The organism is Streptomyces sp. NPDC000229 (genome assembly GCF_040300825.1).
Classification (GTDB): Bacteria; Actinomycetota; Actinomycetes; order Streptomycetales; family Streptomycetaceae; genus Streptomyces.
Window position 1 is genome coordinate 1 of record NZ_JBEPEL010000020.1, and the last position, 16301, is coordinate 16301.

General features: G+C 71.1%; 13 protein-coding genes and 3 pseudogenes. 10 read left to right on the plus strand and 6 right to left on the minus strand.

Annotated elements, in window-relative coordinates:
• The 8 genes and pseudogenes from ABT360_RS13125 to ABT360_RS13160 form a co-directional block, all read left to right on the plus strand.
• Positions 1-104 (plus strand): annotated as a pseudogene (locus tag ABT360_RS13125) (DUF1048 domain-containing protein); the annotation flags it as partial.
• A pseudogene (locus ABT360_RS13130) lies at positions 78-797 on the plus strand (transposase); the annotation flags it as partial. The pseudogenes ABT360_RS13125 and ABT360_RS13130, both read left to right, overlap by 27 nt.
• 723 nt (positions 798-1520) lie before the next feature.
• On the plus strand, positions 1521-2318 hold the full coding sequence (locus tag ABT360_RS13135; protein WP_351814491.1) for a serine/threonine protein kinase: 798 nt from the start codon (positions 1521-1523) through the stop codon (positions 2316-2318).
• A 4-nt stretch (positions 2319-2322) separates the two neighbouring features.
• Positions 2323-3795, plus strand: coding sequence for a serine/threonine-protein kinase (locus ABT360_RS13140; protein WP_444852235.1), 1473 nt, complete (start codon positions 2323-2325; stop codon positions 3793-3795).
• Between the two features lie 269 nt (positions 3796-4064).
• Positions 4065-4298 carry a hypothetical protein gene (locus tag ABT360_RS13145; protein WP_351814494.1) on the plus strand — a complete coding sequence of 78 codons (234 nt, stop codon included), beginning with the start codon at positions 4065-4067 and terminating at the stop codon, positions 4296-4298.
• On the plus strand, positions 4270-4800 hold the full coding sequence (locus ABT360_RS13150; protein WP_351814496.1) for a protease inhibitor I42 family protein: 531 nt from the start codon (positions 4270-4272) through the stop codon (positions 4798-4800). Before ABT360_RS13145 ends, ABT360_RS13150 begins: the two co-directional genes overlap by 29 nt.
• Before the next feature lie 421 nt (positions 4801-5221).
• The gene (locus ABT360_RS13155; protein WP_351814498.1) at positions 5222-5761 is read left to right on the plus strand and encodes a hypothetical protein; all 540 of its coding nucleotides are present in this window, start codon (positions 5222-5224) and stop codon (positions 5759-5761) included.
• A gap of 253 nt (positions 5762-6014) precedes the next feature.
• Positions 6015-6257 (plus strand): DUF5302 domain-containing protein, encoded by a 243-nt coding sequence (locus ABT360_RS13160; RefSeq protein ID WP_351814500.1) that lies wholly within the window; start codon positions 6015-6017, stop codon positions 6255-6257.
• Between the two features lie 512 nt (positions 6258-6769).
• Here the strand turns inward: ABT360_RS13160 and ABT360_RS13165 are convergent.
• The 6 genes from ABT360_RS13165 to rhaI all read right to left on the minus strand — a co-directional run bounded on the left by ABT360_RS13165 (position 6770) and on the right by rhaI (position 14574).
• Positions 6770-7408: a LutC/YkgG family protein gene (locus ABT360_RS13165; protein ID WP_351814502.1), complete on the minus strand. Its 639-nt coding sequence runs from the start codon at positions 7406-7408 to the stop codon at positions 6770-6772.
• Positions 7405-8829 (minus strand): LutB/LldF family L-lactate oxidation iron-sulfur protein, encoded by a 1425-nt coding sequence (locus ABT360_RS13170; protein WP_351814504.1) that lies wholly within the window; start codon positions 8827-8829, stop codon positions 7405-7407. The genes ABT360_RS13165 and ABT360_RS13170 overlap by 4 nt, the downstream gene beginning before the upstream one ends.
• Complete coding sequence (locus tag ABT360_RS13175) at positions 8826-9581, minus strand: (Fe-S)-binding protein (RefSeq protein WP_351814505.1); 756 nt, start codon at positions 9579-9581, stop codon at positions 8826-8828. Before ABT360_RS13175 ends, ABT360_RS13170 begins: the two co-directional genes overlap by 4 nt.
• Complete coding sequence (locus ABT360_RS13180) at positions 9581-11080, minus strand: rhamnulokinase (protein WP_351814507.1); 1500 nt, start codon at positions 11078-11080, stop codon at positions 9581-9583. The genes ABT360_RS13175 and ABT360_RS13180 overlap by 1 nt, the downstream gene beginning before the upstream one ends.
• 178 nt (positions 11081-11258) lie before the next feature.
• A complete protein-coding gene (locus ABT360_RS13185) occupies positions 11259-13298 on the minus strand; it encodes a bifunctional aldolase/short-chain dehydrogenase (protein WP_351814509.1) in 2040 nt (679 codons plus the stop codon).
• Between the two features lie 106 nt (positions 13299-13404).
• A complete protein-coding gene (gene rhaI, locus ABT360_RS13190) occupies positions 13405-14574 on the minus strand; it encodes an L-rhamnose isomerase (protein ID WP_351814510.1) in 1170 nt (389 codons plus the stop codon).
• A gap of 194 nt (positions 14575-14768) precedes the next feature.
• Between rhaI and ABT360_RS13195 the strand changes: the two genes are divergently transcribed.
• Both ABT360_RS13195 and ABT360_RS13200 read left to right on the plus strand, forming a co-directional pair.
• The gene (locus tag ABT360_RS13195; RefSeq protein WP_351814512.1) at positions 14769-15782 is read left to right on the plus strand and encodes a LacI family DNA-binding transcriptional regulator; all 1014 of its coding nucleotides are present in this window, start codon (positions 14769-14771) and stop codon (positions 15780-15782) included.
• Between the two features lie 161 nt (positions 15783-15943).
• A pseudogene (locus ABT360_RS13200) lies at positions 15944-16155 on the plus strand (MmcQ/YjbR family DNA-binding protein); the annotation flags it as partial.
• Positions 16156-16301: the final 146 nt, after the last annotated feature.

Here is a 16301-nt window from a genome sequence, read left to right on the forward strand (position 1 = left end):
AAGGCAAGAAACAGTGGCGGGCGCACGTGGCCCGGGTCAAGGCACTCCCGCCGGACTACCAAATCGTTTACAAGGAGATGCAGAAGTACCTGTTCGTGGAGGGCGGCTTCGGCAAGCTGGTGACCGTGGTTCGCCATGAGGCCGCGGACGGGGCACGGCGCGGTCGGCCGTGGAGCCTGTCACTGGAAGACCGGGTGCTCCTCGTCGTGGCGTACCGGCACACGAACTTGACGCAGCGCCAGCTCGCCCCGCTCTTCGGCGTCTCCAAGTCGGCCGCCGACCGGATCATCGAACACCTTGGTCCGAAACTGGCACTCCAGCCGCGCAAGCGGTTCAGTAAAGACACCGTGCTCATCGTGGACGGCACCCTCGTTTCCCACCCGAGACCGCAGCATTGCCGAGCAGTCCAAGAACTACCGCTACTCCACCGCGCACCAGGTCGTCATCGATACCGACACCCGCCGGGTGGTCCTCGTCGGCCGACCGATGCCCGGCAACCGCCACGACTCCCGCGGCTGGAAGGAGTCCGGGGCGAAGGAAGCCGTCGTTGACACGGTGACGATCGCGGACGGCGGCTACCAGGGCACCGGACTCGTCATCCCGCACCGACGGACGAAGGGTGAGGCCCTTCCGGGATGGAAGGAGGAACACAACCGCTCCCACAAGCAAGTACCGCCCGCGTCGAGCACGCCTTCGCCCGAATGAAGGGCTGGAAGGTCCTACGCGACTGCCGGCTCAAAGGGGACGGCGTGCATCATGCCGTGCTCGGCATCGCTCGCCTGCACAACCTCACCCTCACCGCGGATAGGGCGAGCCAGTCCGCACGGAACGGCCACGCCTTCAACGACTCGACGACCATTTATGGGACAGCCTTTAGGGCCTGCCACTTCGAAGGCCCACGGGCGCCGTTTCCGGTGGTGGGCGGGATGCTCGGCGTATGACTGGGCGAGGACCGACGCCGCATGGGAGCAGGTCAGGCACCGCACTCGGAAGGCGGGAGGTCTTCGCGCTGGGACCCGGCGGCACCGCCATCGCGCGCCGGTGGCGTCCTCCTTGGCGCCAGGCCGACCGTGGCCGACGCCACCGGACGGATTCACGTCTTCGCCGTCACCATGGACGGCCGGACACACCCGCGTACAGGCCCGGCCCGGTGGCGTCCGGCGGCCGTGGCCCGCGTTCGGCGACCGCCCGGTCGTACCGCCCCGTCGTTCCGGTCCGTCGTTCCGGTCCGTTCGAGGGCTTCCGCATGACGGCTTGTGGCGGCACCGGCCGCGTCGCGGCGGAACGAGGACGCTTGCGCTCGGCGGGGGCTACGACCCCCGCCTCCCCACGTCGCCCTACGCCTTGTTCGGCGACCGTAGAGGGAACGAGGTCGACCCGGCCTCCGGCAGGCATGGTTTGGGCGGGTATGCCGCGTTTCGCGGGGGCCGCGGAAGTGGCTGATGACATGCGGTGAACCCCAGGGTGCAACCTGTAGCGTTCGTTGTCAGCAACTGTCAACGCGCAGGACAGGGGGAGTCGTGAGCGGCATAGTCGTTCATCTGCCGCAAGGGAGCGGCGGTGGCCTCGGCGGGGAGTCGTACGGTGACGCCGTGACTCTCAGGCTCGGCCCCGGGGAGCGCGCGCGCTTCGGGCGCGGCTCATCAACGACGCCGGTCGACCTGCGCCTCGCCGATGCGGCCATCTCCCGGCTGGCCGGGGAGATCGGGGTCACCGACGACCACTGGCAGTTGAGCAATTACAGCAGCACCCACAGCTACCTCGTGGAGAACCCGGAAGGGGCGGGGGAGTACCTGCGGGTGCCGCCACGACGTGCCGGAGCGCCCATTCCGTTCGAGTTCTCCCGCGTGGTGCTGCCCACTCGCCGCGACACCACGGTCTCCTTCCAGGTGTTCGCGCCCGACCACGTGTACCTGGACCCGCAAGGCACGGGCGGGCCGCGGGAGAGCCGCACGGTCACGGCGTACTCCTTGGACGAGACGGCTACGTACTTCCTGGTGCTCGTCGCGCTCTGCGAACCGTGGCTGCGCGACCAGTCACCGGTCGCCGTACCGACCACCCCCCAGGTCGTGGAGCGGCTCAGGGGCCACGCCGCCTGCGCCAGACTGACGCCGCGAGCGGTCACCTCGCACATCGACTACCTCGCCGAGGAGAAGCTGAGGATCGGCGTGCCCCAGACGGCCGGGACCGGCAGAGGAGACCGCCGGAACGGGAAGCGCGAGGCCGTGGTCGGACTCGCGTTGAGGTTCGGCATCGTTCACGAGGGGCATCTCGCGCTGTTGCCGCCCCGGGCCGAGCCGGCCGCACGTGGACGGTAGGGACGTGGCACCCGTGCAGCGTCGGGGTGCCTCATGGGGTAGCGACCGGACGGAACTGCTGCCCCGGGGGTACCGGGTGGGGGCCTGGGAAGTCACCGAGCCCATCGGGGCCGGAGGATGGGCCACCGTCTACGCCGGGCGATCGGCCCACGACCGCGCGGACGACACGGAGCGGACGCTCCTGCCAGGTGAGCAGGACGGCGACGGGGCGCCGGTGAGGGGCGAGGTCGCGCTCAAGGTCATGCCGACCGCCCGACTCGCACCCCGCCAGGCTCGCGCCGTGGCCGAGGCCGCCCGGCGCGAGGTCGAACTCGCCCGCCGGGCAGGGCACCCCAGGCTCATCCGGCTGCTTGACTCGGTCGTCCTCAGCGCACCCGAGTGCCCGCTTCTGGACGGGGCGATCGTGCTCGTCATGGAGCGGGCGAGGTGCAGTCTGCGGGACCTGCTCGATGTGGGGGTGACCGGGGCCGAAGGCGGCCGGCTGATCGCCGGCATCTGCGAGGGGCTGGCTCATCTGCACCGTTCCGGCTGGGTGCACACCGATCTCAAGCCCGAGAACGTCCTCATCGGCTTTGACGGTTCGGTGAAGCTCTCGGACTTCGGGCTCGCCACCGAACTCACCGGAACGCACGGACACGCCGCCCCGATGGGCACCCTGGACTACCTCCCGCCCGAGCGGTGGAGGGCCCCACTCGGCGACCTGGGCGTGCAGGTCCGCCCGAGCGCCGACATCTGGGCGCTGGGCATCCTGGTGCACGAGGTGTTCGCGTCCGGTGCTTCGCCGTTCCCCGGCGCCACGCCGGTTGCGCGCGGTGCCGCGGCGCAGGAGTACGCCGAGGGGCGTGTTCCGTTACGTATGGATACCGCGGTGCCGGAGTTCTGGCGGGTGCTGGCCGCCGACTGCCTGGCCCCGACCCACGCCGCGCGTGCCGTCCATACGGCCGAAAGCCTGCTCGAACGGATCACGGCCCAGGAGGGCGGGAGGGCGGAACCCACTCCGGGGAGCCGCGCGAAACGCGTCTGGCACCGGACCCGCGCCGCCTTCCTCGCCGTCACGGTGTGCAGTGCGACGGGCGCGGCGATCGCGGTGTACGCCGGACGGGAAGGGCCGTCCGCATCGCCCCGCGCATCCGGTGAACCCCCGGTGCAGATCCGGGTGTTCAACGCCGAGCGGGGCTGTCAGGACCGCGCGGACCGGGACCCGCAGTGCAGTCTGGGCCTGGCGATCGACCCCACGCGGCCCTACACCGTCGAGAACGTCGTACCGACGCGGGTATGGCACGGTGACGTCCTCGACGTCGACTGCCAGATACCGCAGGGCCAGCCCATCATCGACGAGGAGGACCTGAAGTCCACCCGCTGGTTCCGTGTCCGTGTTCCGCACGCGGACAGGCAGGCCACGGCGTGGCTGCCCGCCGTCCGGACCAAGGACCGCCCGGCACTTCCCAGGTGCCCCCACCCAGCGGCGGCCCGGTGATCGTGGTGGGCCCGGGAGCTTGCCCTCCCCGGTGACGATCTCCTTCATGTCGCCGCACCGGACGAGGTCGGGTGCCTGGCACTGAAGGCCCGGGGCCGCTCTTCCAGGACTGCGGCTGCGCCCGGCCGACTCGGGTCCGCGCCCGTACGGCACTCAGGGCGAGGCGATCGACCGGACCGAGCCGCGGCGTCGGCTCGTACGCGCTGCCCGCCGGCGAGTTGCGGCCGGTCGTCCGGGCTGGGATGTGTTCAGGACGTGCCGTGGGGCGGGTGAGGTGGAGGAGCGCCACCGGCCGCAGGGCGGTCCTCACCGAGGTCGAGAAGTCGCTGGCGCAGGGGGCACACGCGATGACCATCATCACCCAGGAGGGTGACATGCTTCAGGTGCGCAACCCCTGGGGCTCGACCACCGGGGTCAGCGAGGACGACTTCATCAACGGACACATGGGCAAGGCTTCCAACAGTGATCTCCCCAATGCGTACAGCGTCCATCTTCCGCGGTAGCAGGGGCGGTGCCGCGATCGCGGCGGCCGCGGTTCTCGCTCTCGCCACGGGCTGCGGCTCGGGCACCGACGAACCGGCCGGCGGCTCCACGGGCACCGCGAGCCGCCCGACGAGTCACCCGGTGAAGGACACCAGCATCACCGCCGAGCCGGGCGAGCGCTTCACGCTCACCGTCGACCAGAACGCCTCCACCCGCGAGTACTGGTACCTGGTCGACCCCATGCCCGACAGCTCGGTGCTGGTCAGCCGCGGCCAGGAGTACGCGTCGGGCTCCGGCGACGAGCCGGTGCCCGGTGCCGGCGGCCGGCTCACCTTCACCTTCGAGGCCAAGGGCAAGGGGACCACCCGGTTCACGCTGCTGCACTGCACGTTCACCACCTGCCAGGGCAACACCTCCACCCAGCCCCCCGTGACGACCGCGCCTTCCGCCACCCCGACCACGGGGGCGGGCACCCCCTCCCGGGCCCCCGAGCGCATCACCTACACCGTCACCGTCGACTGAGCCGCAGCGGACCCGTCGGACAAGACCGGACGCCCGAGGCCCCGCGCTGACGACGACGGCCCGTACGACGGGACGGCTGTGGGCCGACACCCAACTCAAGACCCGGCTCGGTGTGGAGCGCCTGCGCGGCGAGATCCGGCGCGCACAGGTGCGGTTGGCGATGTTCGCCGCGGGCTGCCCCGTGGTGGTCAGGGCCCATGAGGGGCATCCCCGGCTCTCCGGCTGCCCCGCGAACCGGCCGCCGGAGCACTCCCGGAGGGGGCCTTGATCGTCGTCCACGGCCGTGGGACGGGACGGAGCCTGGCCACCGGTCCAGGCATACGGGCGGTCGTCACCGGCTCCACGTCCGGGGGACGGGCCCTGTTCCAACGGCCGGCCCGACCCGGTCCCTTTCCACGGCGAACTCGGCTCACCCCACCCCGTGGTGGTCACCCCGGCCGCCTGCGCGCAGCGTGGGGCGGACATCGTCCGCGAGTACACCGCCTCGGTCGCCCTCGGCCAGGGACAGGTTCTGCGCCCAGCCGGTCTGCGCTTCCTGCCGGCCGGGCAGGGCCCGGAGGACCACCTGAGCCGAGGGATCACCGCGGTTCCCCCGGTGCCCCTGCTCGGCTCCTGGATCAGCGCCGCCCACCGCGCCGCCCTCGTCGGCCGCCCCGCGGTGCGGCCTCCTGCACCCCACCCCAGAGCCGGAGAGTCCCTCCGCTCCGCTCCCCTCACCACAACGGCCGAGGAGACGCGCACGTGTCCCGAACTGCTCCGGGAATGCTTCGGCCCCGCCTCCCTGACCATCACGTACACCTCGGCCGACGATCTGCCGGACACCCTGCGCACCCTGCCGGGCGGACTCACCGCGTCCCTCCACGGACAGGAGCGGGAGGACGGCTCCGCGTTCACCGTCTGTCGGCCGCGCCGAGTACGGGCCGCCGTGTCCGGAACGGCCGGCCCACCGGCGTCGCTGTGATCCCCGCCATGCACCACGGCGGGCCACGGCCGACCACTACACCCCCCTGCACACGAGCGTCGGGAGCAGGGCCGTCACCCGCTGGACGCGGCCGGTGGCCTACCAGAACATGCCGGAGGACCTCCTCCCCGAGCCACTCCGGTCCTGCGGGGCTGTAGCCTTCCAGCACGCATGCGGCAGGCCCTCGACGAGGCTGTACGTCCGGCCGAGCCCGAACGGTGTGCCGCGCTGCCCCCCGAACCCAGGAGGTCCCATGACCGCAGAGCCCCAATCCACGGAAGGTTCGGAGCCGGCTGCCCCGGAGACGTCCCCTCTGGCGCCGGACAGCGACGGCAACTACGACCTCAAGCGCAAGTTCCGTGAAGCCCTGGCGCGCAAGCGCGGAGCGCAGGCGGACGCGGCCGATGTTGCCGCCAACCCGGATGCGTCGAAGGTGCGTGCGGCACACGGCCCGGCTGCGAGCCAGCGGTCGTTCCGGCGTAAGAGCGGCGGCTGAGTCGATCGGTCCCGCGGTCCGGCCGCTTCACCGGCACTGTGCGCGCTGTCCACTGGCGCGCCCGGTGCCGTGGTCCGCAACGTGCGCATGTCCGTCTGCGCGTCGCGGGCGAGGCGCAGCCGGCGGTCCCGGCCATGGGAGGCCCCGACCGCGGCCGGCACGGGTCGGTGGCGCCGCCGCACCGGCATTCCGGCCCGGGCGTCCGGCCGGCCGCGTGGCACGGTGGCCAGGACGCAGCTGACGGCCCGGTGTGGCGCCGGCGCGTCCGGCCGCGGATCCCGGTCCACCTGGTCGGGCGTCGCCATCGACGTCAGGATGAACGAACCGAGGCCGCCCCGGTCGGGCCTCGGTTCGCGCGTTCCCGCGCCTGACGAAACGTGGGGCATCCACCAGGAGGACGTGCAGGCTCTGGTACGCCTGACAGACTCCTCCGATGAGGGATTGCCACTCAGCCCCCCCATCACTGGGCCTTGACGGCTTTCCGTCCTTCGCTGAGAGATTCCGCCTCGTCTTCAGCGGGTGACGATCACAACATCGAGCCGTCTTGGGCCGTGCACGCCTTCGACGCGGTCGAGTTCGATGTCGCTGGTGGCGGAGGGGCCGGAGATCCAGGTCTGGGGGCGGGTCGGGTCGAGGCGTGGCAGGGCCTGGGGGACGGAGGCGACGACTTGGTCCTTGGCGCGTACGACGCAGACGTGTAGGTCGGGGACGAGAGTGAGGGCGCGGCGGCCCTGGCCGGGGCCGCCGTCCAGGACGATCGTGCCGGTCTCGGCGATGGCGAGGGCGCAGCCGGTGACCACGGCGTCTGTGGTGTCCAGCTCGTGTGGCGTGAGGGTGGCGTCCGCGTCGTGGTGCTGCTCGGCCGTTGTCGCGGACAGCCATGCGGCGGGCAATCCGGGTGGCACGGCGACGGTGTGGGCGTGGTGCCGGTCGAGGAGTTCTGCCACCAGATCGGGGAGCTCGGTTTCCGTGGTCCGATGAACGGTCGCGCGGTAGTCGGCGAGGTTCTCGTGGAGGAGGTCCACGATGGTGACGGGGGCGTCGGGGGTGTGGGTGGTGAGGTAGCCGCGTGCCGGCTCCGGGGCGGGTGGCGTGGCGGCGAGTGCCTGGCGGATGCGGTCCAGGACGCGTTCGCGGGAGTTCTGATTCACGTGCGGTTCTTCTTCCACCAGTCACGGAACGGTTCGGCGGGCATCTCGGGCAGGTCGCGGCTCTCCGACCACGGGCCGACGCCCGGCCCGGGCAGCTTCCTCGGGTGCAGCGCGCGCGTCCTCGACGCGACGCGCTCGCCGGCGGCGAGAACGCCGGGGCGGTCGAGGACCCAGCCGGCGGCCTTCATCGCCGCCTTCTCCAGCCGGTGTCCCTTCCCGCCCTGCCCGGCGACCTTCTCGCGGAGGTGGACGAGGACCTCGGGGATGTCGATGGCGACCGGGCACACGTCGTAGCAGGCTCCGCACAGGGAGGAGGCGTATGGGAGGGAAGCGTCGATCTCGCTCTGCGTGCCACGGAGTTGGGGGGTGAGGATGGCGCCGATCGGGCCGGGGTAGACGGAGCCGTACGCGTGGCCGCCGGCCCGCTCGTACACCGGGCAGACGTTGAGGCAGGCGGAGCAGCGGATGCAGCGCAGGGCCTGGCGGCCGACCTCGTCGGCGAGGGTGTCGGTCCGGCCGTTGTCGAGGAGCACGAGGTGGAAGGTCTTCGGCCCGTCCGCGTCGGTGGTTCCGGTCCACATGCTCGTGTACGGGTTCATCCGCTCGGCCGTCGAGGAGCGGGGGAGCGTCTGGAGGAAGACCTCCAGGTCCCGCCAGGTGGGGACGACCTTCTCGATACCGACGACGGAGATGAGGGTCTCGGGGAGCGTGAGGCACATCCGGCCGTTGCCCTCGGACTCGACGACGACGAGGGTGCCTGTCTCGGCGACCATGAAGTTCGCCCCGGAGATCCCGACCTTCGCGCGCAGGAACTTCTCCCGCAGGTGCAGCCGGGCCGCCTCCGCCAGTTCGGCGGGGCTGTCGGTGAGGTTGTCAGGTGCCTCTCGGCCCCACTTGCCCATCTCGGTGCGGAAGATGTCGCGGATCTCGCCGCGGTTGCGGTGGATCGCGGGGACGAGGATGTGGGAGGGCCGGTCATTGCCGAGTTGGACGATCAGCTCGGCGAGGTCGGTCTCGTAGGCCCGGATCCCTTCGGCCTCCAGCGCCTCGTTGAGGCTGATCTCCTGCGTGGCCATCGACTTGACCTTGACGACCTCCGTTTCACCGGTCGCCTTGACGAGGTCCGCGACGATCCGGTTGGCCTCGGCCGCGTCGGCCGCCCAGTGCACGGTGCCGCCGGCCGCGGTGACTGCTTCCTCCAGCTGGAGCAGGTAGTGGTCGAGTCTGCTGAGGGTGAGGTTCTTGATCTGCTTGCCCGCCTCGCGGAGCTCGGCCCAGTCCGCGAGTTCGGACACTGCCATGGCTCGCTTGTCGCGGATGGTGTGGGTGGCGTGGCGCAGGTTGGCGCGCAGGGTGTCGTTGCGTACGGCGTCGTGCGCGGCCTTGGGGAAGGCCGGCATGCCGATGAAGGTCCCGCTCATGCCAGGGGCTCCTCTTCCGTACTCGCGAGGATCTCGACGATGTGCAGGGCGCGTTGCGGGGCGCCTTGGCGGCGCAGCATGCCGTCGATGTGCATCAGGCAGGAGTTGTCGGTGCCGCACAGGACCCCGGCGCCGGTGGGCAGGGAGTTGCGGATCTTGTCGGCGCCCATGGCCGCCGACACGTCCGGGTTCTTCACCGCGAAGGTGCCGCCGAAGCCGCAGCACTCCTCCGCCCCGGGCAGCTCCCGCAGTTCGAGACCCTTCACTGCCTGGAGGAGTCGGCGGGGGCGTCCCCCCAGGCCGAGCATGCGCAGGCCGTGGCAGGAGGGGTGGTAGGTCACCGTGTGGGGGAAGTACGCCCCCACGTCCGTCACGCCGAGGACGTCGACGAGGAACTCCGTCAGTTCGTACGTCCTCGGGACGAGGGAGTCGGAGGCCTCTGCCAGCGGGTCGCCGCGGCCTTCGGCACGGGCCTTCCGGGCGATCCTCGGGTAGCTGTCGCGGACCATGGCGACGCAGGAGCTGGACGGGGTGACCACGTAGTCGTAGCCCTCGAAGGTGCGGGCCATGCGGTGGACCAGGGGTTCGGTCTCGCGGCGGTAGCCGGTGTTGTACTGGGGCTGGCCGCAGCAGGTCTGGGCGGCGGGGAAGTCCACCGTGACGCCGAGCCGTTCGAGGAGCCTGACGGTGGCGACGGCCGTGGAGGGGTAGATCGCGTCGTTGACGCAGGTGACGAAGAGGGCGACGCGCATCAGCGGTTCCTCGGGGCGGGGTCGAGTCGGGCGGCGGCCGCGTTCCATGCGGCGGTGTCACCCTGGGGGGTGTAGTGCCGCAGGTGCTGTGTGGAGGCGATCAGGCGGCGCATGTCGGCGAGGTCGCCGGCCAGGCCTGCGGCGCGGGCCTGGACGAGGATGTTGCCCAGTGCGGTGGCTTCGGTGGGGCCGGCGATGACCGGCAAGCCGGTGGCCTCGGCGGTGAGCCGGCAGAGGAGGTCGTTGCGGGAGCCGCCGCCGACGAGGTGGATCCGGGTGATGTCGCGGTCGGCGAGCTCGGCGGCCTGGCGCAGGGTGCGGCGGTGGGCGAGCGCCAGGCTTTCCAGGATGCAGCGGACGACTGCGCCCTGGCTGCCGGGAACGCGCTGCCCGGTGCGGGCGCAGTAGTCCCGGATGCGGGCCGGCATGTCGCCGGGGGCGAGGAACTCCGGGGCGTCCGGGTCGACGAGGGAAGCGAAGGGTTCGGCCCGGGCCGCGTCGGCGAGGAGCGTGGGGATGTGGGTGGGCAGGTTCTCCCTCTCCCAGGTGCGCCGGCACTCTTCGAGCAGCCACATGCCCATGATGTTGCGCAGGTAACGCACGGTGCCGTCGATGCCGCGTTCGTTGGTGAAGTTCGCCGCCCGGGAGGCCTCGCTGAGGACCGGGGTGTCGAGTTCGAGGCCGGCGAGCGACCAGGTGCCGCACGAGATGTAGGCGAAGCCGGGTTCGGTCGCGGGCACGGCGACGACCGCGGAGGCGGTGTCGTGCGAGGCGACCGTCGTCACCGGCGTCCGGGGATCGAGCCCGGTGTACGTGGCGACGTGGGGCAGCAGGGTGCCGGCCGGGTCGCCGGGCGCGCGCAACGGCGGGAAGAGGCCGGGATCGAGAGAGAGCCGGTTCAGGAGGTCCTTGGACCAGGTGCCGGTGCGGGCGTCGAAGAGGCCGGTGGTGGAGGCGTTGGTCTCCTCGGCTCCGATGGACCCGGTCAGCCAGTGGATCAGCAGGTCCGGGATGAGCAGCAGCGTGCGGGCGGCCTGCCGCTGGGCGGTTCCTTCGGCGGAGGCGAGCTGGAAGACCGTGTTGAACGGGAGGTGCTGGAGGCCCGTGATGCCGTACAGCTCCTCGGGGCCGACCCTGGCCCAGACACGGGCGGCGGCGCCGTCGGTCCGGTCGTCGCGGTAGTGGAAGGGGTGGCCGAGCAGGGCTCCGTCTGTGTCGAGGAGGGCGTAGTCCACCGCCCAGGTGTCGACGCCGATGGAAGCGACGCCGCCGGAGCGGGCGGCCTCGCGCAGTCCGTCGAGGATGCCCTGGAACAGGGCGAGGGTGTTCCAGCGCAACCCGTCCGGCAGGCGTACGGGTGTGTTGGGGAAGCGGTGGACCTCGGTGAGATCGAGGTTGTCGGGACCTACCCGGCCGACGATCACCCGTCCGCTGGTGGCGCCGACATCGACTGCGGCGAACGCGGACGCGAAGGCGGACGACGGGGGAGTGGTGGTCACGTGGCTACCTTTGCGTGCGGGCGGCTCATCGAAGGACAAAGAGGGATGAATGGGCGGACCGGCGGTGCTCGGCGGGCACGGTGTCAGGGCCGGTTCCCGTACGGCATTGCGCCGCCGGTCCGCGGGGGCACCTGGGGCGGGTGCATCAGTCGCCCACCCCAGGGCGGTCGAACGGCCCTCATCGCAGGAAGGCCGCGGCGACGCCGGCGTCGACGGGGACGTGCAGGCCGGTGGTGTGGGTGAGGTCGCCGCCGGTGAGGGCGAAGACCGCGTTCGCGACGTGCTCGGGCAGGACCTCGCGCTTGAGGAGGGTGCGCTGGGCGTAGAACTCGCCGAGCTTCTCCTCCTCGATGCCGTAGGTGGCGGCGCGCTGGGCGCCCCAGCCTGCGGCGAAGATGCCGGAACCGCGCACGACCCCGTCGGGGTTGACGCCGTTCACCCGGATGCCGTGCTCCCCGAGCTCGGCGGCGAGGAGCCGGACCTGGTGGGCCTGATCGGCCTTGGTGGCGGAGTAGGCGATGTTGTTCGGGCCGGCGAAGACGGCGTTCTTGGAGGCGATGTAGACGATGTCGCCGCCCAGCTTCTGCTCGATCATGATCCGGGCGGCCTCGCGGGAGACCAGGAAGGAGCCCCGGGCCATGATGGCGTGCTGGAGGTCCCAGTCCTTCGCGGTCGTCTCCAGCAGCGGCCTGGAGATCGAGATGCCGGCGTTGTTGACGACCAGGTCGACACCGCCGAAGGCGAGGACGGCCTCGCGGAACACGGCGCTGATCTGCTCCTCGGACGTGACGTCCACGGTGACCGCCACGGCCTTGTCCGGGCCGCCCAGTTCCTCGGCCACGGCGGCGGCGCTCTCGCCGTTCAGGTCGGCGACCACGACACAGGCGCCCTCGGCGACCAGCCGGTGCGCGATCGCCTTGCCGATGCCCGAGCCCGCACCCGTCACCAGAGCGACCCGGGTCGCGAGGGGCTTCGGCTTCGGCATGCGCCGCAGCTTGGCCTCCTCCAGCTCCCAGTACTCGATCCGGAACTTCTCCGCCTCCTCGATCGGCGCGTACGCCGACACCGCCTCGGCACCGCGCATGACGTTGATCGCGTTGACGTAGAACTCGCCCGCCACGCGTGCGGTCTGCTTGTCCTTGCCGAACGAGAACATGCCGACGCCGGGAACGAGGACGATCGCAGGGTCGGCGCCGCGCATCGCGGGCGAGTCGGGGCTTGCGTGCCGCTCGTAGTAGGCGGCGTACTCCTCCCGGTACTCCGCGTGCAGCTCCCTCAGCCGGGCCACGGCCTCGTCCAGCGGAGCCGTGGGAGGCAGGTCCAGGACCAGCGGGCGCACCTTCGTCCGCAGGAAGTGGTCGGGGCAGGACGTGCCCAGGGCCGCCAGGCGCGGGTGCTGGTCGTGGGCGAGGAAGTCGAGGACGACCTCCGAGTCGGTGAAGTGCCCCACCTGCGGGCGGTCCTGGGAGGCCAGACCGCGGATCACGGGCGCGAGCAAGGCGGCCCGTTCCCGGCGCTTCTCCCCGTCCAGCGCCGCGTAGTTTTCCAGGGGCGAGCCGAACGGCTGCTTCCTGCCCCGCTCGGTGAGGAAGGCCTCCGCCGTGCGGATCATCCACACGGCATGCGTCTCGCACTCCTCGGAGGTGGTGCCCCAGGCGGTGATCCCGTGCCCTCCGAGGACGACGCCGACGGCCTCCGGATTGGCCTCCTTGATCGCCGCGATGTCCAGACCGAGCTGGAAGCCGGGCCGGCGCCACGGCACCCACGCCACCCTTCCGCCGTAGCACTCCGCCGTCAGCTTCTCGCCGTCGGCGGCACAGGCGAGGGCGATGCCGGAGTCGGGGTGAAGGTGGTCGACATGCGGGGCGTCCACCAGGCCGTGCATGGCGGTGTCGATCGACGGAGCGGCGCCGCCCTTGCCGTGCAGGCAGTAGTCGAAGGCACCGACCATCTCGTCCTCGCGCTCGACACCGGGGTACACGCCCTTCAGCGCCCGCAGCCGGTCGAGACGCAGCACGGCCAGGCCGTCCTCGGTGAGCGTGCCGAGGTCGCCGCCGGACCCCTTCACCCACATCAGCTCCGTGTCGGAGCCGGTGACAGGATCGGTGACGGTGCCCTTGGCGGAGGCGTTGCCGCCGGCGTAGTTGGTGTTGCGGGGGTCGGAGCCCAGCCGGTGCGCGCGGCCGAGGAGCGCGGCGACTTCGGGGTGGGTGGCCATGTGTGGTCGGTTCCTTCGGAGTCGAAGTGTGCGGAAGGGGAAGGTGGGCGCCCCTGAGGGGGCGGGCCATCCGGTCCTGCGGACTGAGCCCTGGGAAGCCGCGTGGTCAGGCTCCCCAGCCTGCCTGCTCGCCGCCGACACGATCGGTGGCGATCCGCTCCTGCCACCCGGAAGCGGCGTACGCGGCGACGGGGTCCGGTGCGAGCCCCTGTTCCTCGCGGACTTCGCGCAGCATCGGGCGCACGTCGGTGTTGTACGCGTCCATCAGCACCGCGTTCGCGGCGAGGACGTCACCGTCGCGCTGAGCGGTGGCGAGCGCGTCGAGGTCGACGAGGAGGGCTTTGGCGGTGGCCTCCTGGACGTTCATCACGGAGCGGATGACGGCCGGGATCTTCGCCTCGATGTTGTGGCACTGGTCGAGCATGAAGGCGACGTTCGCGGCCGGGGCGAGGCCGCCGTTCTTCGCCACCTCGTGCATGATCCGGAACAGCTGGAAGGGGTCGGACGAGCCGACCATCAGGTCGTCGTCGGCGTAGAAGCGGGAGTTGAAGTCGAAGCCGCCGAGCTTCCCCTCGCGCAGGAGGAAGGCCACGATGAACTCGATGTTGGTGCCCGGCGCGTGGTGGCCGGTGTCCACGACAACCTGGGCCTGGGGCCCGAGCTTGAGACAGTGGGCGTAGGACGTACCCCAGTCCGGGACGTCGGTGGTGTAGAAGGCCGGCTCGAAGAACTTGTATTCCAGGAGCAGGCGCTGCTCGTCACCGAGCCGCTCGTACACCTCGGCAAGAGCAGCGGCGAGACGGTCCTGGCGAGCCACGATGTCGTCCTGGCCGGGGTAGTTGGTTCCGTCGGCGAACCACAGCTTCAGGTCCGACGAGCCGGTCGTGTCCATGATGTCGACGCACTCCAGCAGGTGGTCGACGGCCTTGCGGCGTACCTTCGCGTCCGGGTGGCAGACGCTGCCGAGCCGGTAGTCGTCGTTCTGGAAGGTGTTGGAGTTGATCGCCCCCAGCTCCAGGCCGCGCTCCTTCGCATACGCGGCGAGCCCGGCGTAGTCGTCGACACGATCCCAGGGGATGTGGAGGGAGACCTTCGGGGTGATGCCGGTGCACTCGTGCACCTTCGCGGCGTCGTCGAGCTTCTCCCACGGCGTCCTGGGGACACCGGGCTGGGCAAACACCTTGAAGCGGGTGCCTGAGTTCCCGTAGCCCCAGGAGGGCGTCTCGATGGTCTGGGCCTTGAGCGCGGCCTTCACGGCGTCCCGCACGACAGTCATAGGGCAACCTCGGAACCAGGGCCGCGCTCTACCGCGTCGGCGATGTGAATCGATTCATGGCTACCGAAGCATGTATACGCGAAGCGGTCAAGAGGGGACGAGTGATCTCAGGTGAAAGGATTCATCTAGGATAGTGTGGTGGCGCCCCAGGATGGCGAGCATACGGATTCGAGGCGAACGGACGGTCGGCAGTGGTGGGCATCAAGGACGTGGCGCGCCAGGCGGGCGTCTCCGTGGGGACGGTCTCCAACGTCCTGAACAGGCCCGAGCGCGTCTCCAGCGAGATCCGAGCCCGTGTCCACGCAGCGATCGACCTGCTGGGGTACGTCCGCAGCGAGTCGGCGCGGCAACTGCGTGCCGGCCGGAGCCGCATGCTCGGGCTGCTGGTCATGGACACCGTGAACCCCTTCTTCGCCGTCCTCGCCCAGGGCACCGAGCGGGTGGCCGTCGAAGCGGGCCTCGGTGTGATGGTGTGCAACAGTGCCGAGAGCGCTTCGGCCGAGCAGGCCTATCTGTCGCTCTTCGTCGAGCAGCGCCTGCGTGGTGTTCTGTTCGCACCGGTCGCGTCTGACGGTGAACCATGGGAGCCGCTGCGACGCGCGAACATCCCGTTCGTCATCGTCGACCGGGCGGTCGACGCGCAGACGGCCTGTTCGGTGGCCGCTGACGACGTCCTGGGAGGCATGCTCGCGGGCAGGCACCTGCTCGCCGCCGGCCATCGGCGTATCGCCTACGTGCGTGGCCCCGGTCATCTGCAGCAGGTCCGGGATCGGCGTGAGGGCCTTGTCCGCGCGGTGGAGGAGTCGGGGCTCGGTGCCGACGCGGTCGTCGACATCCCGACCGAGAAGCTGGACGTCGGCGCCGGCCGGGACGCCGGGGCCCGGCTCATCGGCCTCTCGCCCCGGCCTACGGCCGTCTTCTGCGCGAACGACCTCCTGGCCCTGGGCGTCATGCAGACGGCCTTCAATGCGGGGGTGCGCGTCCCGGACGACCTTGCCGTCGTCGGTTACGACGACATCGAGTTCGCGGAGGCGAGCCTTATCCCGCTGACCTCGGTGCGCCATCCGGCCGCGGAGATCGGCCGTCTCGCAGCACGGCTCCTGCTGGAGGAGCTCGAGCCGTCGGACCCGGAGCATGACCATGAGCACACCGGCATCGTGCTCCAGCCGGAGCTCGTCGTGCGCAGGTCGAGCATGCCGCGGTCCTGACCTGAATCTGCACCCGTGGTCCCGCCGCGCAGCGTCAGGGATTGCCGCCGGCCGGGGCGGACGGCCTTGCGCTGGGCGTGCCGGAAGACTCGCCCGCTTCCGGTCTTCGCGAAAGGCGCACCGTGACCGTTGACGCACCGAGGAGCTGGATGGCGCCTGCGACCTCGGTCGCGGTGCGCTGCCCGAAGGAGGAGCGCGATGAACCGGTCCTCGCCGAGCTGCACACGTTCTGGACGCCGACCATGAGGCGTCCTTCGCCTGGGTGCGCGTCCGGTTCGCGGCGCTCGACGACGTGGAGGAGCTGCGTGCGATCCTGACGGACTCCTGGCGTCAGGCGGCCACGCCGAGGCTCTTGGAGCAGCATCCCGAGCTGCGCGTGACAGGGGAATGGTCCGTATGCCTTGCGGTCCTGTTGCTCCATTCGCGACAGCTGACGCAGGGTCCGCCCATGTCCTTCGAGGGGACGAGGGGCCGTGACGCTCGCCGCCGTGGCCAGCTCGCGAACGTCGGTCGGATGAG